This window comes from Micromonospora sp. RTBAU3-60 (genome assembly GCF_054963695.1).
Genome location: NZ_JBUEGB010000031.1, coordinates 48,340 through 71,124, shown reverse-complemented (window position 1 = coordinate 71,124; position 22,785 = coordinate 48,340). Strand labels below are relative to the sequence as shown.

Sequence of the window (22,785 nt, the reverse complement as noted above, 5' to 3'; positions counted from 1 at the left end):
ATGCCTGACACCGCTGCAGCATCGCAAGGCCCCCGACAAGTCCACCACCCCAGGCTGGAAGTGGGCGATCTGTCCCCACCAGTCCTGCCGTTGGCAGGGCGACCGTGACCAGGGTGCCTGGCGGCGGATCGCCGCCCGCGGCCTCACTCATCAGGCCAAGACCGTCATTGACAAGGCCAGCGGGCACATGGTGATCCGCGCCGTGGTCGACAAGCTTGAAGCCTCCGCGGTCATCACGAAGGCCTGCCGGGGGGACCGGTCGAAGACCGGCCCCACCCGGCCCCGCACCCCACGCCCCGCGCCCAGGCGACGCGGGGCACCCTCCCCCACCCGGCCTCACGGCTCGGCGGGTAAGCGTCCGGAGGGACACGCACCAACGGACCGGAGGCTGCCCCGCGCAGCCCACCGGCACCAGGGCGTGAACACGATCAGCACACCCACCACCGGCCACCAGCCGCGAGGAGCCGCCCTGGGCGCGGGATTCCACTTCCACGCCCACGCGACCCCACCACGGTGGGAAACGATCCCGGAAACTAAATCCGACTCAGGATCACTAAGCTGATCAGGGACGCTTTGTCTCCGTGGTCTGCAAGTACGCCAAGGGAATGTCGACCTGTGACCAGCCGGTACGCCGGGCGCCGCAGACGATTCTTGCGGTGACGCCCACCCAGGCGGAGGCACGGCCAGGCAGCACCATCGACGTACGCGGCACGTTCACCCTGCCCGCCGGCGCGCCGATCACCGACGTCACGCTGCGGGTGACGCCGCCCGCGGGCTGGAGCGTGAACGGCGCGCCAGTATCGACGAAGCGTTTGCGGGCTGGTGAGTCGATCGGCGGCGCGTGGACGGTCACCGCCGCGGGGGATGCCGCCCCCGGCTACGTCGATGTCCCGGTCGTCGCCACCTACCGCTTCTCAGACGACCCGCAGAAGCGTCCGGTGCATGTCGAGGAGGCAGTCCGCGTGTTCGTTCCGCTGCCTAGCCCGAGCGGAACAACGTACGTGAGCGACCTGCCGCTCCTGAGCGAGAGCAACGGATGGGGGCCAGTCGAGCGCGACAAATCCAACGGGGAGACGGGTGCCGGCGACGGACAGACCCTGTCCATCGGCGGCAGGACGTACGCCAAGGGCATCGGGACCCACGCGCCGAGCGAGCTCACCGTGTGGCTGGGCGGGGCCTGCAGCCAACTGCAGGCCGAGGTCGGCATCGACGACGAGGTCACCCAGTCCGGCTCGGTCGCGTTCCAGGTCCTCGGCGACGGCCGGCAACTCGCCGACACCGGAGTCGTCCGGCGTGCCGACGGCGCGCGCCCACTCGGCGTCGACGTCGCGGGAGTGCGCATGTTGACCTTGAAGGTCACCGACGGTGGAGACGGTAGAAACTTCGACCACGCCGACTGGGGCGAGGCCCGGGTGACCTGCGGATAAGCCGTCTCAGCGGAGCCACTGGCACCGGGAAGGGCCGGGAGGGCGCGGTCAACACGCCGCCCTCCCGGATCCCTTCCCACCATCGATTGAGGCGCTTGTCGGTCCCTGCGACGACCCGCTGCCGCCCCAGTAGTCGCACAACCGGCCCTCTCGCCTCAGCCGGCCGCACCGGGAACTGTGGACGGATAAAGGGGAGTGTGGAGGTCGCGCCATTTGGAGTCGGCGGCCATGATCCGGTCGAGGGTCCTCGCCGCGAGTACCGCCAGGTCGTCGGGCAAATCGAGCCGGCCGCCGTCGCGTAGGAAGTCCGGCGCATACGGAGAGGGGATCGGCTGCCCGCCGGGCTGCTGCAGGCCACAAACGCGGCTGCGCGACCGCCTCGCCGGCAAACTGACGTTGTGGCCCAACCGCTCGTAGTGGCGCCGGCTGCGACCGGGTCGACTTCGCCGTCGCGCCCGGTTGCCGGGTCCCCGGGGCCGTCACCGGGGGAGGTGATGGACGTGCCGATGAACTCCGTACCGACCATGGGGCTCGCGGCGTTCGGCACCTCGAGCAGGGCGTCCAGGACTGAACGACTGCGCCGCCGGCCGGGTCGCTTGCCGGACCCGGCCGGCCGCCGGCAGTGGTGCCGCTCCGTCGTCAGCCCTTGTGCCACTTCTGGTTGGCCGTGCCCGCGCAGTCCCAGATCTGGAGCTTCGCGCCGTCGCTGCCGTTCCAGTCCTTGATGTCGACACACTTGTTGGCCTGGAGGTTGACCAGGTCGCCGGCCGCGTTGAGGGTGAACTGCTGGGCGCCGGTGCCGTTGCAGGTGTAGAGCTGGACGACCGCGCCGTTGGCGGTGGACCCGGCGTCGACGTCCATGCACTTGTTGTTCTGGCTCTGCAGGGCCGTGCCGGTGAACGTCCACTTCTGCGCGTTGGTGCCGTTGCAGGGCCATATCTGCAGCTGGGCGCGGTCGACGAAGTTGCCGCTCGGCACGTCGATGCACTTGTTGTTCCAGTTGCTGACCACGGCCACCCCGGTGCCGGGACTGCCACCGCCGCCGGTGAACGGGCTCAGGATCAGCCCGGCGGCGCGGGGGTCGCCGTCGTGGACCAGGGACTCGAAGCCGCCGACGTCGTCGAAGGCGAACGCGTACGCCTTGCCGTCGGCCATGTTGGCGTGGATCAGTCGAGCGTACTGGTTGGTCGGGTTGCTGCGGTAGAAGTCGGCGGCGTTGGTGCTGGGTTGGGTGTCGATCGTGCCGAGCGTGCCCCGGTTCAGCGCGGCGCAGAGCGTACGCGAGATCGGCCCGACCACCTGGTCGTTCGGCGCGGGCAGGTCGCCGTCGCAGCCCCAGACGCTGGCCGAGGAGGGCCGGTTGAAGGAGGCGACCACCTGACCGCTGCCGTTGGTGAAGGTCATGGTGCTGCCCGAGGTCCGCCCGTAGTACCGGGTGGTCGGCTGGTCGGTGAAGGGGACCACGGTCAGCGTCTTCGTGGTGTACGCGTTCCACGCGGCGGCGATGTAGGAGTCGAGGTAGGTGGGGCTGAGCAGGCCGGCGCCGGCGGCCTTGCCGGGGGCCAGGACCCGTAGCACGGTCCCGTCCGAGCGGGTGTGCAGGGTGTTGGCCCAGCCCGGCTGGGCGCGGATCCCGTCAATGACGGCGGTGCGTCCGTTGGCCATCAGGTCGCCGGTCCGCTTGGTGACACCGTTGGCGCCGGTCACGGTCACCGCGTGCGGCACTGCGAACATGTCCACCTGAGAGCTGTTCAGCCACAGCCCAGCGTCGTTGTAGGTGAATTCGCTCCAGTCGAAGAGGATGTCCCGGTTGGCGTCACCGGCCGCCCAGGGGGCGGGCTGCACCAGCCCGTCCGGGGTGAGGAAGAACCTCAGCTTCTGCCCGAGGGCGAAGTAGACCCGACCGGAGAAGCCGCGCGGGACCTGGATGGTGGTGCTGCCGCCGGTGCCGGGGCCCGGGATGGAGGCGTCCGGCGCGGGTGACGGCGGGATCTGGCCGCCGGTCCAGGGCACGAACGTGCCGCCGGAGGTGACGTAGCCGAGCCGGCCAGTGGACAACTGGGTGCCGATGACGTACAGGTAGACCGGGTCTGCGCGGCCGGTGGTGTTGGTGACGGTGACGGGCAGCAACGCCGGACCGACCGCGCGGGCCGGGGTCGCGGCGACGGTGCCCGCGACGCCGGCGAGCAGGGCGGACGCGACGGCGAGCAGCTTTCTTCGAAGACGCATGGATACCACCTCCGGTGGAACGGGACGGGAGAGAGCGATCTTGGAGTGATCGGCTCGGGTGGTGGCAGGTGGGGTGTGGGGGCTTGGGGACATCGCCGATCGCGGCAGCCGGCGTGGTTTCGCTCGCCTGCGGACGCCGGCGGGCACGATTGCGGTTGGCCCGGCGGCGAGCGCCGCGGGCCCGGTCCGCGATCCGGACTCAGCCGGTGCGCCACTTCTGGTTGGCCGTGCCCGCGCAGTCCCAGAGTTGCAGGCGGGCGCCGTCGGAGTTGTTCCAGTCCTTGATGTCGACGCACTTGTTGGCCTGCGGGTTGACCAGGTCCCCGGCGGCGGAGAGGACGAACTGCTGGGCTCCGGTGCCGTTGCACCAGGCGATCTGGATGACTGCGCCGTTGTCGCGGGAGCCCCAGGCGACGTCCATGCACAGGTTGTTCTGGGTACGTAGCGTGCCGCCGGTGAAGGTCCAGCTCTGCGCCAGGGTGCCGTTGCAGGTCCAGGTCTGCAGCGGTACGCCGTCGGAGAAGTTGGAGAAGGGCACGTCGATGCACCGGTTGTTCCAGTTGCTGATGATCCGCGTCCCGCCGCCGGTCGTGGTCAGCGACAGCCCGTAGACGCCGAGGATCTCGTTGACCGGCTGGAACCACATGGTGCCGCCGTTCGTGCAGTTGCCGGTGCCGCCGGAGGTGACGCCCTGGGCCTGGTCGCCGGAGAGCCAGGAGCCGCCGGAGTCGCCGGGTTCGGCGCAGGCGTTGCTGCGGGTCAGCCCGTAGACCGGGCCCTGGGCGTAGTTGACGGTCTCGTCCCGGCCGAGGATCGTGCCGCATCGCCAGCCCGTGGTCCGGCCCGAGCGGCACACCGAGCTGCCGATCACCGCGTCCCGCGAGCCGGCCACGGGCGCGTTGCCGCCGGCGTAGTTGTTGACCCACGGTCGCGGGGTCCAGTTGCTGTTGGTGCGTACCCACGCGTAGTCGTTGCCGGGGAAGGACGAGCCAGCGAAGGTGCCCTGGGCCACGTTGTTGTAGCCGAGGGTGGAGCTGCCGGTGCCGCCGCAGTGCCCGGCGGTGACGAATCCGCCCGCGACGGCGAAGCCCACCGAGCAGAGCACGTTGCCGTTGATCACGAACTGGTCGCCGCCGCGGATGTCGTACACGAGCCGGGGCACGTCCGCCTCGCTCGCGTAGCGGACCAGGGCGCGGGGTGCTCCGCTGGCCGCCACGAAGGACGCGGCCGCCGCCGTGTGGCCCGGCTCGACCAGCACGACGACGGAGTTGCCGACGGTGTCGGCGTACCAGCCGCGCACATCGGCGGCCGGCCGATGGCGTGCCGCGTACCGGTCGAGGGTGGCCCGGACGGCTGCGAGTGCGGTCAGGCTGTGGTTGACCAGCCGGGGCTCGGCGCCTTCGGCGCGGACGGTGGCGGCGGCCGCCGGGTCGGTGACCGCCACGGTTAGCCGGCGGCCGCCGGTCAGCCAGGAGCCGGCGTACCGCGACCCCAGTCGGGTCCGTAACCGCCGGTCGATCACCGCCGCCCCGGCCTCGACCCGGAGCCGGGCGGCCACCTCACGGTCGGTGAGCCCGAGGTCCCGGCGCATGGCCTCGGCCATGCCGGGGGTGAGACCGGTCGCGTCGGCGGCGCCGGCGGTTGGTGGTGGTTGCGCCGCCGCGGCGGTGGGTGGGGCGGTCAGGCCGGCGGCGAGGACCGCGGTGGCGAGCAGCCCGAGGAGCTTGTTCATCGATCTCCTTCCGGCCGGGCCCGGCGGGTGCGGGACCGGTGTGAGACGGCGGAGAGAGCGCTCTCTCATAGAAGAGTGCCGATTAGTTAACTTTCTTGTCAAGTCGATGTCGGGTGTGCCGGGCGGGACCGGCCCGCCGCCGGCCACTGCTAGACGCATGCCCGGCGACCCGGAACAGGTGGTCGTGCCCCGCCGCGCCGAGCCCGCGTCCGAAGATCGTTGCCACTGCTGACGGCTGGGCCTTGTCGGGCGCAGGTGGTGCCGGCGTTGACCGCGGACGGCTGGCGGGCCACCGACCGCAGCAGCGTGACCGAGCTGGCGTACCAGTTCCAGCGAGACGGGACGAACCTCGGCGTGCACGTCTCCCGGGACGGCGCCGGCGACGTGGTGGTGGGCGGCTCCAGCCGCTGCGTACCCACCGGGGCGTATCCGGCCATCGCCGCGCCGGTCGACCGATGGCTCGGCCGGAAACGGCCTGGCCCGCCCACGGACGGGCGGGCCAGGCTGATCCCGTGCGGGTCAGGGGGTCAGGTACGGAAGGGCCCGGTCACGCAGTAGGTGATGCCGCCGGACGAGGATCCCGTCGTGCCACGCTGCGACGAGAAGTAGAGCCGGTCACCGGCGGGGGTGAAGGCGGGGCCGGTGATTTCCGACGAACTCTGTCCGATGATCCGCAGGAACACCGAGATCGTGTCGTCCGGGGTGATCATGCAGATCTCCATGTTGCCGCCGTCCTCGGCGACGTAGAGGTCTCCGAACGTCGAGCCGGTGACGTTGTCGACACCGGTGAGCGGGGCCGTGCCCGGGTTGACCAGGTTGTCGTCGTAGGCCAACTCGTACGTGTTGTTGGCGAGGTTGACCTGCCAGACCCGGTTGTCGCCCTTGGTGGTGAACCAGACGGTGTCGTTGGCGTAGTGGCAACCTTCCCCGCCGTTGAAAACCTTGGCGCCGGAGACCTGCCTGCGGGTCACCGTGGGCGACCCGTCCGGGTCGGGGACGGTGGCCCAGGTGAACGTGCCCGAGGTTGCGGTGCCGGCCACCAGGACCTGCAGGGTGCCGGCGGAGAGGTCGCCCCAGGTGGTCGGGACGAACCGGTAGAACCGGCCGTCGGTTTCGTCCTCGGTCAGGTAGATGACCTTGCGGACCGGGTCGGCGGCGGCGGCTTCGTGCTTGAACCGGCCCATGGCCGGTCGTGCGACGGCCGTACCGCCCAGGGGGTAGGTCTCCCACACCCGGCCGAGGCTGATCTCCTCGCAGGACAGCCAGGTGTTCCACGGGGTCTTGCCGCCGGCACAGTTGTTGTTGGTGCCGGACAGGATGCGGGAGGCGCCGGTGATCTGGCCGCTGGAGTTGAACGAGATCATCGACGCGCCACCGCCCGACGTGGCGCTGGTCTCGGCGTTGGACACGTAGATCCAGCCGCTGCCGCTCGGGATCACGGCACCACCGTCCGGCGCGTTGTGCCAGACGTACGAGGTGCCGGGCACGACCTGACCGGACCGCGCGATGACCTGGCTGGTGAAGCCGGCCGGCAGTTGAATGCCGTTGGCGTCGGCGGCCTGCAACGGGCCGTAGGGGCTGGCGGCGTTTTGTGCCGGTGCTGCGTACGCGGTGGACCATGCCGTGAAGGGCAGTACCAAACCACCCGCTCCGGCTACCGTCGCCCTCAGTAGTGTGCGCCGATCCATGAACCCTCCTCGAAATCGGGTACCGAGAACATAATGGTGGTTTTCTATACGGCGGCGGAGCGTGAGGTGAACAGCGCACGGCAACCGCCTGGCGATCGATAGACGGAAATCAGATAGTCCCGGTGGTCAAACCCGAAGGCGTGCAGCACCGCCAATGCCGCGCGAATCTTTCAACCCGCTACCAGCGAATCCAACAGCTACCGCCGGGGCACTAGCCTCAGCCCTTCGTTAACGGCTGTCCATGGGCTGGGCTGGAAACGCAGAAGTGCCTTCTGATCTGGGAAAATAGGGCTTGTCGAGAGTCCTGATCGTCCCGTCACGGAAGGCACCTGCGGGGTGAAGGCTACCCCGACACGTCCAAAGATTGTGGTCACCGGTGGCGGGCGCGGCGTGGTCAACCACGCCGGTGCCCGACTGCTGGCCGATCTCGCGGACGCAACCGGTCTGACCAGCGTGTTCAGCCAGGCCCTCGCCGGGCCGCGGCAGCGGCAGCGCGGACACGACCCGGGCCGGATCGCCGTGGATCTGGCCTTGCTGCGCGACCAGAGCGGGTTGTTCGGGCCGGTCGCCTCCGATCCGACCGGGTGGCGGCTACTCGCCCAGCTCGACGAGGCGGGCCGGGCCGAGCTACGCGCGGCCCGAGCCCAAGCACGGGAGGTCGCCTGGGCCCAGCACGCCGAGACCCGCGGCGATCTGCCCGCGCCGATGGTGGCCGGTCAGCAGGTACCGGGACTGGTCCTGGACGTGGACGCGTCCATCGTGATCCGCCACTCCGAGAAGGAATCAGCGACCCGGACCTGGAAGAAGACCTTCGGCTTCCACCCGCTGTTCTGCTTCCTGGACAACACCGGCGAAGCCCTCGCCGGGATGCTCCGCGAAGGCCGAGCCGGATCGAGCACCACGGCCGACCACATCACCGTCCTCGACCACACCCTCGCCCAGATCCCCGACGCGCATCGGCACGGCACCCCGATCCTGCTCCGCTGCGATTCGGCCGGCTCCAGCCACCGCTTCCTCGTCCACATCCGTATCCGTGGCCTGCGCTAGCAGCACCTCGACATCCGCTTCTCGGTCGGCGTCACGATCACCGAACCCGTCCGGCAAGCCATCCGGCAGGCCACCGTTGGACACGGGCCAGGCGTCGGCCTCGCTCTTGCCGCCGACCGTGTTGCCCGACCGGACGCGTGGTTGGCGTCGACCCCTCGGCGACCATGCGCCAACTGGCTGCTGCCCGCTGCGCCGCGGCGTGGCCGCTGGCGTGGTGGAGATCCCTCCGATCGGAGCGTGGACGCCGTGGTCTCGGTCAACAACGTGATGCTCTGGGACGAGCAGGCCGGCCCTGCTGAGGTGTACCGCGTGCTGCGGCCCGGCGGGCGGCTGGCGATTACGGTGCACCGCCACGTGCTGCACACCTCACCCGAGCAGTTGGCCAAGGATGTGGAGCGGGCCGGGTTCAGCGACGTCAACCTCCGGCTCCGTCCGAGGCGTATGAACAGCCCTGCGATCGATCTGGTCGCCCGCCGGCCCGCAGGCTGACCCGCCACCCTGGCTCGAACGTTGCTGGGGGGTGAACGGACGGTAGGCGGATTCGCCTCGGTCTCCTGGCCGGCACAGTAGCTCGCCCCGGCTGCGCGGATCCGTCAGCGGTGCGCTGTTGGCGACGTGGTCAGGCGTCAGCAGGCCCCGGACCAGGGCCATTTCCATCGAAGGGCTAGCGATAGGTGGAAATGTTTGACAAGGTGATCTTCACCTGCGTGATCGCGTCATGTGGCGACACGTCCGACGTGAGGGAGCGCCGTGCGTACACCTTCTCGAATCCGATCACTCGCCGTCGCCGGTGCGGCGGTCCTCCTTGCCCTTATGGCGTCTCCTGCCGAGGCGCACGAGCCGTGGGACGACGGGTCCGTTCCGCCGCCCCCGCCGAGCAGCCCGGCCGACGGCTACAGCCGCAACATGCACCTGCTCTCCACCGACGCGCACACCGGTGGCGTCAACTCCGACCTCGCCTTCTCCGGCAGCCTCGTCTACGCCGGCCACTACGGCGGCTTCCGCATCATCGACATCTCCGAGCCCGGCGCACCGGTCGCGCTGGCCGACGTGCACTGCAACGGCCCCCAGGGCGACGTCTCGGTCTGGGGTGACCTGCTGTTCCTGTCCGTGGACACGCCGCAGAGCACGCCAGGCTGCGAAGGATCCCGCAACGTCACCGCGTCCACCCCCGGCGCCTGGGAAGGGGTACGCGTCTTCGACGTCAGCGACCCGAGGGCACCGCGGTTCCTGCAGGCGATCCGGACCGACTGCGGCTCGCACACCCACACCCTCGTGCCCCGCGAGGATGGCGGCACCTACATCTACGTCGCGTCGTACCCGCTGAGCGCCAGCAACATCGGGCCGGACTGCCAGGCCCCGTTCGAGCGGATCTCGGTGATCGACGTGCCGGGTGGCGACGCCGCCGCCGGCCTCGCCGCGAAGGTTGTCGCCGAGCCCACCGTCAAGGGGATCGACCTCATGGCCGGCGCGTCCGGCGACTTTTTCGCCTGCCACGACATCCAGGTCCTGACCCCGCGCAAGCTGGCCGCGGTGGCCTGCCTGTCACAGGGGCAGCTTTGGGACATCAGCAACCCTCTGGCGCCCCGGGTGATCGCCAACGTCGACACGCCGGACGTGGACATCTGGCACAGCGCGGCGTTCACCAACGACGGGAAGTACGTGACCTTCGGCGACGAGTACTTCGGGCCCGCGCAGGAGCCGTTCGGGGCGCTCTGGACGTACGCGGTCGACAACCCGAGCGTCCCGTTGAGCCACCTGCGCATTCCGCGCGCCGAGCCGAACACGTACCACAACTTCAACTTCGTGCCGGTCGCCGGACGGAACATCCTCGTCTCCTCCGCGTACGGCTCGGGAACCTCGGTGGTAGACCTGACCGACCCGCGCAACCCGAAGGAGATCGGCTACTACGACATGCAGTCCAACCAGTGGTCGACCTACTGGTACAACGGCCTGATCGTCGCCAACGACATCTCGCGCGGCGTGGACGTGATCCGGTACAGCGGCCCGGAGACGGCCGGCGCCAAGAAGCTGCCGATGCTCAACCCGCAGACCCAGACGTTCCTGCTCAACTGACACCCTCGCGAAGAAGCGGGCGGGCGCCGACGGTGCCCGCCCGCTTTCGTGTCGTACTGTCCAACCGCGCCGAGCAACTCGAGTCGTTGACCGCCGGCGAGGTGCCCACCGCGACCGCCCTCGTCGCCCTCGCCCCGTCTTCGGCCTGAATGGGGGCGCCGGCGCCAGTTCGATGCCGAGTGACGCTCGGGCCAAACCTCAGCGGGGGATGGGTGGCTCGGCCGCGGCCAGTCGATCGTCGAGCTCTCGCTGCACGTGGGGACACTCAACGGCGGGGTGGTCGGCCGGGCAGCGCAGCGACCCGGCGAGGTAGCCACGGGCGCGTTGCAGCCGTGCGATATCAGCCCCAAGCTGGGTGATACGAGCACGTACGTGTTCTTGCCAGATGGCCGCGCGGGAGGTGAGCAGCACCTGAGTCTCGTCCAGCGACAGTCCGGCCTCCTGGCACAGCTGCACGAACGCCAGCCGCCGCAGGTGTTCGTCGCTGTAGCGGCGCTGCCCGCCCACTCGCGGTACTACGGGAAGTAGGCCACGCCGCTCGTAGAAGTGCACCGCGGATACTCGCAGTCCCAGCCGGGTGGCGGCCTGTCCGACAGTGAGCATGCGGCCATTTGACCTCACCCAGGTTGAGCGACAAGGTGGACGTCATGGCCGATGACCTCCCTCGCGCTACGCTCAACCCGTTCAAGATCCCGTCCGGGCCGCTTGGATGGCTGGCCGGTTGGGTGATGGGCCGTGACGACTCCGCTCACCGAGAGATACTCGGTCTGCTACCGCCGGTCCCGGGGGCTCGCAGCTGCGAAGTCGGGTTCGGCCCGGGTCAATTGCTTCAGCTACTCGTGACCCGCGACCCGCTCGCGCAGGTGTGTGGGGTGGACCCTTCCCCGGTCATGGTGGGGCAAGCCCGTCGCCGTTTGCGTCGTCTCGGCGCCGCCGAGCGGTCTGATCTGCGGCTGGGCGCCGCGGGAGCGCTGCCGTTTCCCGACCGCCACGTTGATCATGTCGTCGCGGTCAACACGGTCCCGATGTGGCCTGACCTGCAGGCGGCGTTGGCCGATGTTCATAGGGTGCTGCGCCCCGGCGGTACCCTTCTGATCGCCTGGCATTCCGCCCATTCACCCCGGCGGGTTCAGCGTGCCCTTGCCCGGCCGGAAACGTGGTGGGGCGAGACGATGGCGGCCCTGCGGCAGGTGTTCGGCAATGTCGAGCGCCACGAGCTGACGTACTCAACCGCCTGTGTCGCTACCGCAACCTGAGCCCGCCTGCGCGCTGTTGAACAGCGGCCGAGATGGCCTGTGGCATCTGAGGTGGCCGGGGCAGATCGCATAGGAGCGGTTCGGGCCCGGCCAAGACAGCCGCGCGACTGGCCGTCAGGACAGCAGGCGTGTTCGGCCGCTGCTGTTTGTGCCACGAGGGCAGCGCCCCCGGTCGGGTGGCGTCCGGTGCGCCCATGAGCCGCGACCGCTGGCCTCCGAATCTTGATCGGGGCGGTGGCCGTAGTCCGGAAGGCGTGGCAGTCACCGGCTGTAATCGTGTAGCTGGTCGCGGGTATGTATGAGGGTGAAGCCGAGGAGGTTGAGCCCCCCTGCGGGTGGGGTCGGTGGCGCGGGGGTCATCGGCGGCGAGTCCGATGCCCCAGATCCGGTCGACGGGGCTGGGCACCCGCTCCGGATTGCGGCTGTTCCACAGATCCTGCGCGATCCGCACCCTCTCGACGGCGGCCTGGGCGGTGAACGGGGCGTGCTCATTTGGCACTCCTTAGCAGGTAGGGGAGACGGGTGCATGCTGGTGAGACGGCGCTGGCTCTCCTCTGCACGAAAGGTGGCGAGCCGGCTGGTCCGGTTGGCGGTGAGTGCGCCGACGAGCTGTCCGTTCTGGTGATAGTGACGACGAGGCGGTGTTTGGCACCGTCGTGTGTCGACGAGCCGCAACACGTGGGCGGACACGTCGAGCCCGCTGGCGGGTACGCCCAGCCGTCACGTGGCGTTGAGCCCCGTCGAGTGCGGGAAGGAGTAGCCGCGGTCCAGCCGCCTCCGCAACAGCGCCGATTGGCCTGCATGTTCTCGCGGTTGGTGCTCGCTGAGGGTAGGGCGGGGCACCGATGGAGTCGCCACCGGCGCCCCGCGGCGGGTCAGTCGTTGGAGCGGCGGTTTGGCGTGAGGATCAGGGTTAGGACAGCAGCGGCGGTGGCGAGGACGGCGCCGGTGGTGAAGCCGCGGGTGAAGCCGGTCGTGCTGGCTCCGGTGATGCTCGCCGCGGCGATGCTCGATACCAATGCGGCGCCGAGTGACGCACCGAACTCGTGGAAGGTGCTGATGATTCCGGAGGCGAGTCCGGATTCCTGTGGGGTGACCTGTCCCAATGCGGTGGCGGAGGCGACGACGAAGACGGCGCCGGTTCCTGCGGCGGCGACGCTGACCCCGGCCACCATGGCCGCCGTCCCGTCCCACAGGGCGGGGATCGCCATGCCTGCTGCGGCGCCGAGGAGGCCCAGGACGCCGAGGGTGCGCGGTCCCGTGCGGCCGATGACCCGGCCTGCGGCGTTCGCCCCGGCCATGGTCGCGAGCGCCGCGGGCAGGAAGAGCAGGCCGGCTTGGAGCGCGGTGTACCCCCGGTGGTCCTGCAGGTAGAACGTGCCCAGGAAGAAGACACTGATCATGAGAGCGGTCGCGACGAGAATCAGCAGCGCCCCGGTCGCCACCGGCCGGTGCAGCAGCAGCCGTACGTCCATGAGCGGGCTGGCGGCGAGACGCTGACGGGCGACGAACGCGCAGTAGAGGAGCACCGCGGCCGCTATGAGCGCCAGGGTCGTCGCGCTGCCCCAGCCCCGGTCTCCGGCCCCGATCACGGCGTACAGCAGGGATCCGGTGGCCGCTGTCACCAGCGCCGCGCCAGGCACGTCGAGTCGGGCCCGTACGCCCGCCGGCGGCTGTGCTGGGAGTTGCGTTCGTAGCATGAGCAGCAGCACGAGACCCACCGGCACGTTGACGTAGAACACCCAGGGCCAGCCCGGTCCGGCGGTCAACAGGCCGCCCAGCAGTACCCCGAGTGCGGCGCCACTGCCGCCGAGCGCCGACCAGATTCCGAGGGCCTTGTTGCGCTCGTCGCCCTCGAAGATGGTGACGACCAGTGACAGCGCGGCGGGGGACAGGATCGCTGCGGCGAGGCCCTGCGCGACGCGACCGCTCAACAGCATGGGCCCGGTGGTCGCGAGGCCTGCGGTCAGGGACGCGGCGGCGAACAGCAGGAGCCCGGTGAGCAGGAGGCGTCGGGCCCCGAACAGGTCGGTGGCGCGGCCTCCGAGGAGGAGCAGGCCTCCGAAGGTGAGGGTGTATCCGCTCACCACCCATGTGAGGGTTCCCCGCTGCAGTCCGAGGTCCGCGCCCATGTGTGGCAAGGCGATCGCGACAACGGTGACGTCCAGGATCAGCATCAGCTGTGCGATACCGACGAGCCCCAGGATCTTCCAGCGCTGCGGGTGGGGTTTGCGGGGCGGACTGGCTGCGGTCAAGGACTCGACCACGACGATTAGCTCCTTCAGTAAGTCGAACAGATGTGTTCGAGTTGTGCGCGCTACGATAACTCGTACATGCCTGTTTGACTTGAAGGGGTTGCATGTCTCACCCAGGGACCCGCAGAGCCGACGCCCGCCAGAACGTGGACAAGATCCTTGGCGCAGCCGTGGCCTGCCTGAGCCGAAACGCCGACGCCAGCGTGAGCGAAATCGCTCAGGCGGCCGGGGTGGGCCGGGTGACTCTGTACGGGCACTTCCCGTCACGAGAGGCCCTGGTTGAGGCCGCGGTCATGCGGGTTCTCTCCGAAGGGGAAAAGGTTCTCGGGGGCCTGGACCTTACGGGCGACCCGCGGGAAGCGCTCAACGTCCTGATCAGATCAAGCTGGCTGCTGCTCGCCCAGGCCACCGCTGTCCTCGAAGCGGCTCAGACGTCGCTACCGCCCGGACGGCTGCAGGAACTCCACGCCAAACCCGCACAGCGTGTCGACAACCTGATCCGACGCGGCCAAGCCGAAGGGGTCTTCCGCACCGATCTCCCAGCCGACTGGCTGGTCAACGTCCTGCACCACGTCCTGCACGGCGCAGCCCTCGATGTGGCCGCCGGCCGACTGGACCAGGCAGACGCTCCACACTTCATATCCGAGACGATCCTGGCCGCCTACACACGCAGCGCCAAATAGATGCCGCGGCCAATCACGGTGCAGATCGGTGTACCCGCTATATGGCCGACCCTGCTGGAGCCGGTGGCGGTCCCGTCTGAGCCGGGTGCTGTCACTGGGCGGCATCGGTGCCTCCGATTCGGGCATGGGGTACACCACCTGACCGAGCACATCCCCCGCCGTGTCGATCAGCCAGCCTCCATTCCTCGGTGCGTTGGTGCAAGCGCGGACGGTCCGCTTGGGCTTCGACCTGAGGGTCGGAGGCCCAGCGGGTCGCGGGTTCAGTTGTCGGGGTCGAAGGCGCCGTCGAATTCGAAGACGGGGTTGGGCACGTCGTGGCCGTGGCTGTCGGTCAGGGTGGCCTGGCCGATGAGTTTCGAGGGCCCGCCGGCGACGTAGGTGGCGTCGGCTTTGACCTGCACCTCGAACTTGCCGTCCTGTGGTTGGCCGTGGTCGTCGTTGAAGTGGATCATGCAGATCCAGTCGGGGCCGGGACCGACATCGGCGACCTTGGGGCCGCCACGGTCGCAGGCGGTGGAAGCGCCGATGCTTGTGACGGTGACTCCGCCTCGCGGCCATAAGGGGGCGTTGCTAAGGCCGGCGACCACTCCTGTTCGAGGATGGCGTAGCCGACCGTGTCCAGCCAGCGGCCGGACCGGTGCAGTGACTCGCGGACCGCGTGCAATTCGCGGCGCATGCCGACGCGCTCCATGAGGCGCCAGGAGGTGTCGTTGCCGAGGAAGCAGTTCGCGGTGACCCGGCGCACGCCGAGGTCCTCGAAGCAGTAGCGGAGGAGCTCACGTACGGCTTCGGTGGCGTAGCCGTGGCCGGTGAAGGCGGGATCGAGGACCCAGCCGAGCTCTGCCTGCATGTCGCGCGCCTGGTCGGCGACATCGAGCTGGGCCCAGGCGTCCTCGCGGCGGAGCATGAAGTCGCCGATGGTCGGGGCCTCGGGGTCGTGGCCGAGGGTGACGATGACAGTGGCCGCGAGGCGGGCAGGCTTCGAGAACAGCTCGCGGTAGCCCTCGAGGTCCGCGGGGCAGCCAGTGAGCCACTCGTTGACCGACTCGAGCTGACGGAACGCCCAGGTCGGGTCGGCGTCGTCGGCGGCGGCGGGACGAAGGGTGAGGCGCTCGGTCTGCAATGGGCGCTCGAGCACCGACGGGCAGATGGGAGCCGGCGTACCGGTGGTGCGGAGCTCAGTGAGGACGGCGCCGATGTCGCGCAGTCCGGCGAGTACACCGTGGAGCTGCGCTTGGTCGGCGACCGAGACTGTGACGGTGGTGGTGCCGTCGTCGTCGCGGGTCAGGTCGAGCTGGCCGAGCCAGGCGGACCAGTGGTCGTCGAGGTGGCCGTCGACGCGGATCGCGTACGTCGTGGGGGCGGTGTTCATGAGGGCGCTCCAGCTTGCTGAGGACCTGTGGGGAGTGCGGGGCGCGGACGGGCGGGACTTCGAAGAGCCCACTCGGCGACGGCCAGGTTGATCACCCAGCCGGCGCCCTTGGCGAGATCGGCGGCGAGCACGCCGGCGCCGAAGATCGCGCCGCCGATGCCCTCGGTGAAGGCCTGGGTACCGGCGGCCAGGCCGATCGCGTACGCCCGGATCATCCACGCCCGGTGGGCCGCGATGTCGCGGCGACGTACGGCGGTGAAGCCGAGCACAAGGCAGGCGGCCATCGCGGACCCGAAGACCAGGCGGAGCACGTAGAGCAGGCCGCCGGTGCCGGGCTGCGCCTCGTAGAACAGCGTCATCCAGAGAGCCGAGGTCGCCACCAGCAGGCCGGCCACGGCCAGGACTCGGCCGGCACGGCGGTGCCAGGCCAGGTGTCGGCGGCGGAACCGTGGCACGAGCTGCAGGATCCCGAGGAGGGCGTACATCGTCGCGCCGACGATGTGCACCACGAGCGGGAGCGGGAGGCCGGTGAACCGGTGGTCAGCGGGGATGACGGCCGGGCCGCCGGCCAGCTGGATCAGCCGCAGCGTCCCGGCCGTCAGAGGGATCGCGCTTAGGGCGACCAGCGCCATCGGCACCGGCCAGCTCCGTTTCCGGGTGCTCACCGGACCGCGGCGACGTCGGCGTGGACCGTGGGCCGGGCGTCGACCGCCTCGGCGGCGTCGACCCGCCGGCGCCCGTCACGCCACAGCGAGATGCCGAGGCCGATCAGCGCGACGCCGGTGGGCACCGCGAACGGGCGGTCGAAGGACTCCGGCAGCAAGGACAGCGCCAGCGCGGAGACGGTGCCATAGGCCAGCAGCAGGGAGGCCCAGCGGGGCAAGATGCCCGCTCGGAACAGCGCGATGCCGAAAAGCAGGCCGCCGAGCGAGTAGCCGATGCCGGTGATGCCGAACAGGACGGTCATGCCGCCGATATCGCCGCTCGGGCTGCCACCCATGGCGGCGTCAAGATAGTCCTGGACGTAGCCCGGGCGCGTCTTGGCCACGGTCGGCAGGACGCAGGCGACGATGACCTGGTTGGCGAACATCGCGAGGTATCCGACGGTCAGCAGCACGTAGCCGGCGACCCCGAGGACCCCGAACCGGCGGTGGTTGCGGAGGAACATGCCGGCGAAGCCGGCCAGCGACAGGACGGCCATCACGGCCTTGGCGGTCTCACGGACCGCCATCTCGGTCGTCACGATGTGCGCGACGTCGGCCGGTGGGTGGTTGACCTGGACGCCTGCGTAGATGGCGCCGGCGGCGGCCGCGCACAGACCGGCGGCTGCGGTGATGCGGTGGGTGGTGATGCTCATGTCGGACTCCGTGGCGTTCGATGCCGGGCGGGCTGTCCGGCGATGTCCGCCACGTTAGGAATCGACGTGGTGAGGACACGTCACCATGTGATGTGACCGGGGTGGTGATTCGGCCGCGGTGACGGTCAGAGCAGGCCGAGGTCCGCGGCTCGGCGTACCGCGGCGCGGCGGGTGTTCACGTCGAGCTTGGTGAAGATGTGCTTGGTGTGCGTGCGCAGCGTGTTCACCGATACGAAGAGCTGTCGCGCGATCTCCGGCCCGCTGCGCTCGGTCGCCAGCAGGCGCAGCACCTCGAGCTCACGGCCGCTGAGTCCTTCCTCGCAGGCGGGTCTGGCGGGTGCGGGTGCCGACGGTCTTTGTGCGGCGGCCAGCAGGTGCTCGGCGTGCGTCCTTACGTCGTGCGCCGCGGCGCGGGCGACCTGCTCGAGCAGCTCCGCCATCGGCTGTCCCTCGTCGAGGAAGAGCCGGCAGTAGCCGGCCGGCACCCCGTCGGTGAGGGCGGCAGCGAGGTCGGGCGCCGCCGAGTCCGCGTTGCCGTTCGCGTGGTGGGCGAGCGCCCGCACCAGGCCCGCCTCGACCAGGCTGCCGTCGCGGCCCGCCGCCTGCGCGGCGTCCAGCACGCGGTCGAGCAGGTCGAGCGCCCCGCGCGGGTCGCCCTCGGCGATGAGCAGCCGGGCGAGGGTGAGCTGGTCGTACTCGGCCAGGTAGGTCGGCGGATCCGTCGGGGTCACCCCGCGCTCGCGGGCCCACGCCCGCGTGTCATCGAGGCGGCCCTGGATGATCCGCACCCGTGCTCGGGTCGCGGCGATCGGCCGCACGTCCGGGAAGTAGCCGGGCAGGAAGAGCGGCTCGGCCTGGTCGAGCATCGCGATAGCGCCGTCGAGGTCGCCTTGCGCCTGCAGCAGTGCGGCCATCGCGGTGTACCAGCGGTGCCGGTTCTCCAGCAGCGACGCCCGGTCGCCGAGCTCGCGGGCGACCTCGAGGTGTTCCGCGGCCGCGTCGAGGTCGCCCTGCTCGCGGAGAACGTCGGCGAGGCCGACGTGCAGGTCGCCGGTGGTGGGGAGCACCGGGCCGGGGTGGCTCTCGGCCGCGGCCAGCGCGCGTTCGTAGAGCCGGCGCGCCTCGACCGGGCGTCCGCGCGCCAGCCACATGTTCGCCAGCACGACGGTCGCGCCCAGCTCGTCTGCGGCCATGCCGGCCGCGTGCAGGCTGGCGACCGCCTTGGTGAACGTGTCCACCGCGGTGCCGAGGTCGCCGGCGGCCCATGCCGCCAGGCCGACGAAGCCGGCGGCGGCACCGCGCGGGAAGTGGTCCTCCGGCCCGGACAGTACGAGTGCCCGGCGGGCATGCGAAACCGTACCGTCGACATCGCCCCTGGCCTGGGCGACCGCGGCGCGGTAGACCGCGATCATGGCCGGGAGGGAGCGGAGCTCGCCCTCCCGGTCCCGGGCCGCCTCGGCCAGCGAGCCGGCGGTGGGAACGGTCGATGGCGGCATCGTGTCGAGACCAGCCTCAGCGGCGTCGAGCCACGCCTCCACCCCGTCGAAGTCGCCCGCGGAGAGCCGGCTCCACCCAACGAAGGTGGCCAGCAGCGGTCGGCGACAGACGACGTCGCCGGGCAGCGCAACCAGCCAGTCGCGGAGGGTGCGGTCCTGGCGTCGTCGGCGCATGTCGGCCTCGGCGAGCTCGACGAGGTCGGCAGTGTGCTCGTGGTCGCCGCTCGCGATCGCGTGCCGTACGGCGTCGGCAAGCAGCCCGTTCTCGGCGAGCCATCGGCTGGCCGCGGCGTGCAGCTCACCGACCTGGTCGGCCTGCCGGGCAGCCAGGCGGGCACGCAATGCGTCGGCGAAGAGTTGGTGGTAGCGGTACCACCGGCGCTCGTCATCGAGCGGGACGACGAACAGGTGCGCGCGCTCAAGGGCCTCCAGCATCGGCTGACCGTCGGAGCGACCGGTCAGGGCGTCGCAAAGGCCGCCGGTCAGCTGGTCGAGCACGGAGGTGTCGAGCAGGAACGCACGCACCTCGTCCGGCTGCCGGTCCAGAACCTCCTCAACGAGGTAGTCGAGGACGAACCGATGGCTCCCCGAGAAGGCCTCGACGAACCCAGCGACATCTCCAGGCCAGCCGGCGGCGGCATGGGCCCGGGCCGACAGCGCGGCCAACTGCAGCCCCGCCGCCCACCCCTCGGTGCGCGCCTCGAGCGCGGCCACCAGCGCGGGCTCGAGCTGCAGCCCCATCACCTCGTTGAGGAACACCTCCGCCTCGTCGGTGGTGAACCTGAGGTCAGCGGCCCGCACCTCCACGAGCTCGCCCCGCGCACGCAGACGGGACAGCGGGAGCGGCGGGTCGGCCCGAGTGGTCACCGCCAGCGTGACCTGCGGAGGCAGGTTGTCCAGGAGGAAGGTCACCGCCTCATGGACGGCGGCCGCGTCGATGACGTGGTAGTCGTCGAGCGCCACCACCGTGGGACCGGCGAGGACGTCGAGATCGTTGATCAGGCTGACCAGGACAGCGTCGGTTGGCGTGGCGCCGCCGACCTCCAGCAGGGCGAGCGCGTCGACACCAGCCTCAGGCTCGGCGGTCTGAATCGCGGCCACGAGGTGGGTCAGAAACTGTCGGAGGTCGGCATCGCCTGTGTCGAGAGCCAACCACGCAACTCTGCGCTGCGACTTCTCGGCCCCCGCCAGCCACTGCACCAGAAGTGTGGTCTTGCCGAACCCAGCCGGTGCCGCGACGAGGACCAGCCGCGGCCCTTCGCCTCCGTCCGTGCGCAGTTGGTCGGTGAGGCGGGCGCGCCGCACCAGCCGACGACGCGGCGAAGGCAGGTGCAGCTTGGTGCCCAGCACAGGCATTCGACCATCGTAGGCCCGCTGTGAGGCGGTGTTCAGTCGGTACTGGTCTGCGAGCAGTAGGTCAACATGCCCGCGCCCGAGGCGCAGTCCTGCCCACCGACCGTCTGCTGCGCTACCGCAACGGGCAGGCGATCAACAGCCGCCGCTACGACCACCTGTGGAAACGCATCGGCCGGCAGTTGCCTTGGGTGGCCGCCCAGGGCATCTCCTCCCACTGGCTGCGCCACACCACCCTGACCTGGGTCGAACGGCACTTCGGCTACGGGGTCGCCCGCGCCTATGCCGGGCACACCGACTCCACCGGGCCGGCCACCACCACGTACATCAGAGCGGACCTCCACGCCGTGGCGGCCGCGTTAGCCGCCATGAGCGGCAGACCACACCCGCTCGCCGCCGCCGCGGACCGCGCCTGCGGGCCGTGACGGCCACCGGAACTGCCGCCTACGGCCGGCCGGAGTCGAACGGGTCAGGTCACGCCGGTTGGAGGAACTTCAGCAGTTGGCTTGTGAGTTCGGCGGGGCGTTCCTCGAAGATCCAATGGCCACAGTCCTCGATGACGCCGCCGCTGACGTTGGAGGCGTAATGGGCGGCCTGTTGGGATACGGCGTCCCCTAGGCTCGCCTGGGCGCCGAGGGCGAGCACCGGCATGGTGAGTTTTGTCTTGGCGTACTCGGCGTTGTCGGCGATGTCCTGTGGAAGGGCGCGGAAATACTCGAAGCTTGCCCGCAGGTGGGCATCGTCCTGAAGGTGCCGGGCGTACTCCGCGACCTCGTCCTTGCCGATGCCGGTCTTCTGCACCTCCATCGAGTCGGTGAACCGATCCACCCAGAGTTCCTCCCGGCCGGCCACGATCTGCTCCGGCAGCCCGTTCGGGAGGCTGAAGAACCCGAAATTCCACAGGCCCGGCCCGTTCGGAGTGAGCGACGGAGCCTGATACAGGCCCTGGTCGGGGATGGGCGCCTCGGTGAGGACGAGCTTGCTCACCTGATCGCCGTAGGCGGCGGCGTACGCGTACGCAACCATGGTGCCGATGTCGTGGCCAACCAGGCAGATGTCCCGTTCGAGCCCGAGTTGGGCGAGGAGGTCGTGTACGTCCCGGGCGAGGGTCTTCTTGTCGTATCCGCTTGCCGGGGCGTCGCTCCCGCCAGCGCCGCGCAGGTCGGGCGCGATGACGGTGTACTGCTTGGCGAGCTCCGGCAGAACCTTGCGCCACATGAACCACGTCTGCGGATAGCCGTGCAGCAGGACCAATGTCCCACCCTGACCGCCCCGTACGTAATTGATCGTGATTTCACCGACCCGCGCCGTCTGTTCCGTGAATCCGGGTGGGATCCGTGCGCCGTCCATGCCTCTCCCTCGAGTCGTCAGTCCGTTTCGCGTACCCAAGACCCCCGAATCGCCTCGGCTAGCGGAGCGGCCGGAAACCGGCACGAAGCTCTTCGGCGAAGAGCTGCGGTTGTTCCCAGGCCGCGAAGTGACCGCCCCGGTCGAGCCGGTTGTAGTGGATGAGATTGGGGTACGCCCGCTCCGCCCAACTCCGCGGCGCCTGATAGAGCTCGTCTGGGAAGACGCTCACGGCGGTCGGCACGGACACGCCCTTCGCGGACAAGAAGGACAACTTGTTCTCCGCGTAGAGACGAGCTGCGGAAAGCCCCGTGTTCGTCAACCAGTAGAGGGTGATGTTGTCGAGGATGTCGTCTCGCGTGAGACCGCCGGGTTGGCCGGCGAAGGCCCGGCAGATCAGCTCCAGGCTGGCTGCGTCATGGTCCAGCATGAAGCTCGCCAGTGCGATGGGCGAGTCCGCGAGTCCAGTCAGCGTCTCGGGGCGCGTCCCCATCACGAGGGCGTACGCTCCATGCTTCCAGAAGAAGTCGAGCTGCCCGCATGCGCGCTTCTCCTCTTCTGAGAGGTTGGAGGGCAGCTTGCTGAGTGCCTTGTTTATCCCGGTGATGTCGGACTGGATCAGTGCATCGAGGTCGGGGGGAACCGTCCCAGGCATATTGGTGTGAATGCCGAGCAGTTCCGGGGCCGCCTGCAGACCGATGAGGTCGGTGATGAGCGCGCCCCAGTCGCCGCCCTGGGCGACGAATCGGGTGTAGCCGAGGCGCTTCATCAGTTCGATCCAGGCGCGTGCGATGTGCTCCGGGCCCCAGCCTGGCGTGGTCGGCTTGCCGGAGAACCCGTAGCCCGGCAGGGACGGGATCACCAGATGGAAGGCGTCCGACGCGCTCGCGCCGTGTGCCGTGGGATCGGTGAGCGGGCCGATGAACTTCAGCTGCTCGAGGATCGAGCCGGGCCAGCCGTGTGTGACGATGAGCGGCATGGCGCCTTCGTGTTTCGATCGGACGTGGATGAAGTGGATGTCGAGCCCGTCGATCTCGGTGATGAAGTTCGGTAGTGCATTCAGCCTCGCCTCGACCTTGCGCCAGTCGTACTCCTTCTCCCAATAGCGCGCGAGCGCCTGGCTTGTTTCGAGCGGTACGCCCTGCGACTGATCATCGACGGTCTGCCTCTCAGGCCAGCGCGTCGCCCTGATGCGCGTGCGCAGCGCCTCGAGTTCCGCCTCGGGGACCTCGATCGTGAACGGCCGAACACCTGCAATGCCCACCCGCTCTTCGGTCTTGACAGCCACATGGGCCTCCGCTCCTCGCCAGGCCATCCGCATACCACCTCGATCGCCGTCTACACCTGGCTGTCGCATGAGTTCGGCGATCCGAGCCGAGACGGGTGGGTACCGGATGTATCCGGGCAGGGCGCTGGTTCGAAGCGCTAGCCTCACCCGACGAGGCCTGACTGGTACCTGGGTAACGG

19 protein-coding genes and 2 pseudogenes are annotated in these 22,785 nt (G+C 69.9%); 8 read left to right on the top strand and 13 right to left on the bottom strand.

The genetic code is table 11. From position 1 onward, the window contains the following. Positions 1 to 656: 656 nt before the first annotated feature. A complete protein-coding gene (locus tag ACY34I_RS25810) occupies positions 657 to 1,427 on the top strand; it encodes an NPCBM/NEW2 domain-containing protein (RefSeq protein ID WP_462757600.1) in 771 nt (256 codons plus the stop codon). Positions 1,428 to 2,066: 639 nt separating this feature from the next. On the opposite strand, the gene ACY34I_RS25805 is transcribed toward ACY34I_RS25810, so the two are convergent. Together ACY34I_RS25805 and ACY34I_RS25800 are read right to left on the bottom strand one after the other, a co-directional pair. Further along, positions 2,067 to 3,656: a glycoside hydrolase family 64 protein gene (locus ACY34I_RS25805; protein WP_462757599.1), complete on the bottom strand. Its 1,590-nt coding sequence runs from the start codon at positions 3,654 to 3,656 to the stop codon at positions 2,067 to 2,069. A 199-nt stretch (positions 3,657 to 3,855) separates the two neighbouring features. Further along, positions 3,856 to 5,388 (bottom strand): ricin-type beta-trefoil lectin domain protein, encoded by a 1,533-nt coding sequence (locus tag ACY34I_RS25800; protein WP_462757598.1) that lies wholly within the window; start codon positions 5,386 to 5,388, stop codon positions 3,856 to 3,858. A gap of 267 nt (positions 5,389 to 5,655) precedes the next feature. Here ACY34I_RS25800 and ACY34I_RS25795 point away from each other — a divergent pair, with 267 nt between their 5' ends. Further along, positions 5,656 to 5,946, top strand: coding sequence for a hypothetical protein (locus tag ACY34I_RS25795; protein ID WP_462757597.1), 291 nt, complete (start codon positions 5,656 to 5,658; stop codon positions 5,944 to 5,946). Here ACY34I_RS25795 and ACY34I_RS25790 read toward each other — a convergent pair. Beyond that, complete coding sequence (locus ACY34I_RS25790) at positions 5,916 to 7,076, bottom strand: alkaline phosphatase PhoX (RefSeq protein ID WP_462757596.1); 1,161 nt, start codon at positions 7,074 to 7,076, stop codon at positions 5,916 to 5,918. The genes ACY34I_RS25795 and ACY34I_RS25790 overlap by 31 nt on opposite strands. 336 nt (positions 7,077 to 7,412) lie before the next feature. On the opposite strand from ACY34I_RS25790, the pseudogene ACY34I_RS25785 reads away from it, so the two are divergent. The 3 genes and pseudogenes from ACY34I_RS25785 to ACY34I_RS25775 all read left to right on the top strand — a co-directional run. Then, positions 7,413 to 8,198 (top strand): annotated as a pseudogene (locus ACY34I_RS25785) (transposase); the annotation flags it as partial. A 162-nt stretch (positions 8,199 to 8,360) separates the two neighbouring features. Next, a complete protein-coding gene (locus ACY34I_RS25780) occupies positions 8,361 to 8,612 on the top strand; it encodes a class I SAM-dependent methyltransferase (protein WP_462757601.1) in 252 nt (83 codons plus the stop codon). Between the two features lie 324 nt (positions 8,613 to 8,936). Continuing rightward, positions 8,937 to 10,199 carry an LVIVD repeat-containing protein gene (locus ACY34I_RS25775; protein WP_462757595.1) on the top strand — a complete coding sequence of 421 codons (1,263 nt, stop codon included), beginning with the start codon at positions 8,937 to 8,939 and terminating at the stop codon, positions 10,197 to 10,199. Between the two features lie 198 nt (positions 10,200 to 10,397). Here the strand turns inward: ACY34I_RS25775 and ACY34I_RS25770 are convergent, their stop codons facing one another. Beyond that, complete coding sequence (locus tag ACY34I_RS25770; RefSeq protein ID WP_462757594.1) at positions 10,398 to 10,802, bottom strand: MerR family transcriptional regulator; 405 nt, start codon at positions 10,800 to 10,802, stop codon at positions 10,398 to 10,400. A 44-nt stretch (positions 10,803 to 10,846) separates the two neighbouring features. Here ACY34I_RS25770 and ACY34I_RS25765 point away from each other — a divergent pair, with 44 nt between their 5' ends. Further along, the gene (locus tag ACY34I_RS25765; RefSeq protein ID WP_462757593.1) at positions 10,847 to 11,455 is read left to right on the top strand and encodes a class I SAM-dependent methyltransferase; all 609 of its coding nucleotides are present in this window, start codon (positions 10,847 to 10,849) and stop codon (positions 11,453 to 11,455) included. A gap of 261 nt (positions 11,456 to 11,716) precedes the next feature. Here ACY34I_RS25765 and ACY34I_RS25760 read toward each other — a convergent pair. Both ACY34I_RS25760 and ACY34I_RS25755 read right to left on the bottom strand, forming a co-directional pair. Next, positions 11,717 to 11,861: pseudogene (locus tag ACY34I_RS25760) on the bottom strand (NADAR domain-containing protein); the annotation flags it as partial. A 469-nt stretch (positions 11,862 to 12,330) separates the two neighbouring features. Beyond that, on the bottom strand, positions 12,331 to 13,722 hold the full coding sequence (locus ACY34I_RS25755) for an MFS transporter (RefSeq protein WP_462757592.1): 1,392 nt from the start codon (positions 13,720 to 13,722) through the stop codon (positions 12,331 to 12,333). Between the two features lie 134 nt (positions 13,723 to 13,856). Here ACY34I_RS25755 and ACY34I_RS25750 point away from each other — a divergent pair, with 134 nt between their 5' ends. Next, on the top strand, positions 13,857 to 14,393 hold the full coding sequence (locus tag ACY34I_RS25750) for a TetR/AcrR family transcriptional regulator (RefSeq protein WP_462757591.1): 537 nt from the start codon (positions 13,857 to 13,859) through the stop codon (positions 14,391 to 14,393). A gap of 260 nt (positions 14,394 to 14,653) precedes the next feature. On the opposite strand, the gene ACY34I_RS25745 is transcribed toward ACY34I_RS25750, so the two are convergent. The 5 genes from ACY34I_RS25745 to ACY34I_RS25725 form a co-directional block, all read right to left on the bottom strand. Next, positions 14,654 to 14,845, bottom strand: a complete 192-nt coding sequence (locus ACY34I_RS25745) for a hypothetical protein (protein WP_462757590.1) — start codon at positions 14,843 to 14,845, stop codon at positions 14,654 to 14,656. Then, a complete protein-coding gene (locus ACY34I_RS25740; protein ID WP_462757589.1) occupies positions 14,842 to 15,765 on the bottom strand; it encodes a GNAT family N-acetyltransferase in 924 nt (307 codons plus the stop codon). Before ACY34I_RS25740 ends, ACY34I_RS25745 begins: the two co-directional genes overlap by 4 nt. After that, positions 15,762 to 16,430 (bottom strand): DUF2306 domain-containing protein, encoded by a 669-nt coding sequence (locus tag ACY34I_RS25735; RefSeq protein WP_462757588.1) that lies wholly within the window; start codon positions 16,428 to 16,430, stop codon positions 15,762 to 15,764. The genes ACY34I_RS25740 and ACY34I_RS25735 overlap by 4 nt, the downstream gene beginning before the upstream one ends. Continuing rightward, entirely contained in the window at positions 16,427 to 17,122 is a 696-nt protein-coding gene (locus ACY34I_RS25730; RefSeq protein ID WP_462757587.1) for a hypothetical protein, read from the bottom strand. Before ACY34I_RS25730 ends, ACY34I_RS25735 begins: the two co-directional genes overlap by 4 nt. Positions 17,123 to 17,247: 125 nt before the next feature. Beyond that, positions 17,248 to 19,974, bottom strand: coding sequence for a tetratricopeptide repeat protein (locus tag ACY34I_RS25725; protein WP_462757586.1), 2,727 nt, complete (start codon positions 19,972 to 19,974; stop codon positions 17,248 to 17,250). 20 nt (positions 19,975 to 19,994) lie between these two features. On the opposite strand from ACY34I_RS25725, the gene ACY34I_RS25720 reads away from it, so the two are divergent. After that, positions 19,995 to 20,396, top strand: coding sequence for a site-specific integrase (locus ACY34I_RS25720; protein ID WP_462757585.1), 402 nt, complete (start codon positions 19,995 to 19,997; stop codon positions 20,394 to 20,396). A gap of 49 nt (positions 20,397 to 20,445) precedes the next feature. Here the strand turns inward: ACY34I_RS25720 and ACY34I_RS25715 are convergent, their stop codons facing one another. Together ACY34I_RS25715 and ACY34I_RS25710 are read right to left on the bottom strand one after the other, a co-directional pair. Further along, positions 20,446 to 21,225, bottom strand: a complete 780-nt coding sequence (locus ACY34I_RS25715; protein ID WP_462757584.1) for an alpha/beta fold hydrolase — start codon at positions 21,223 to 21,225, stop codon at positions 20,446 to 20,448. A 154-nt stretch (positions 21,226 to 21,379) separates the two neighbouring features. Beyond that, positions 21,380 to 22,606 (bottom strand): epoxide hydrolase family protein, encoded by a 1,227-nt coding sequence (locus ACY34I_RS25710; protein WP_462757583.1) that lies wholly within the window; start codon positions 22,604 to 22,606, stop codon positions 21,380 to 21,382. Between the last annotated feature and the right edge of the window lie 179 nt (positions 22,607 to 22,785).

Bases quoted from the DNA above. Each gene is read 5' to 3' on its own strand.
- ACY34I_RS25805 (WP_462757599.1), bottom strand. From the start codon at position 3,656: ATGCGTCTTCGAAGAAAGCTGCTCGCCGTCGCGTCCGCCCTGCTCGCC.
- ACY34I_RS25800 (WP_462757598.1), bottom strand. From the start codon at position 5,388: ATGAACAAGCTCCTCGGGCTGCTCGCCACCGCGGTCCTCGCCGCCGGC.
- ACY34I_RS25790 (WP_462757596.1), bottom strand. From the start codon at position 7,076: ATGGATCGGCGCACACTACTGAGGGCGACGGTAGCCGGAGCGGGTGGT.
- ACY34I_RS25775 (WP_462757595.1), top strand. From the start codon at position 8,937: ATGGCGTCTCCTGCCGAGGCGCACGAGCCGTGGGACGACGGGTCCGTT.
- ACY34I_RS25770 (WP_462757594.1), bottom strand. From the start codon at position 10,802: ATGCTCACTGTCGGACAGGCCGCCACCCGGCTGGGACTGCGAGTATCC.
- ACY34I_RS25765 (WP_462757593.1), top strand. From the start codon at position 10,847: ATGGCCGATGACCTCCCTCGCGCTACGCTCAACCCGTTCAAGATCCCG.
- ACY34I_RS25745 (WP_462757590.1), bottom strand. From the start codon at position 14,845: ATGATCCACTTCAACGACGACCACGGCCAACCACAGGACGGCAAGTTC.
- ACY34I_RS25740 (WP_462757589.1), bottom strand. From the start codon at position 15,765: ATGAACACCGCCCCCACGACGTACGCGATCCGCGTCGACGGCCACCTC.
- ACY34I_RS25730 (WP_462757587.1), bottom strand. From the start codon at position 17,122: ATGAGCATCACCACCCACCGCATCACCGCAGCCGCCGGTCTGTGCGCG.
- ACY34I_RS25725 (WP_462757586.1), bottom strand. From the start codon at position 19,974: ATGCCTGTGCTGGGCACCAAGCTGCACCTGCCTTCGCCGCGTCGTCGG.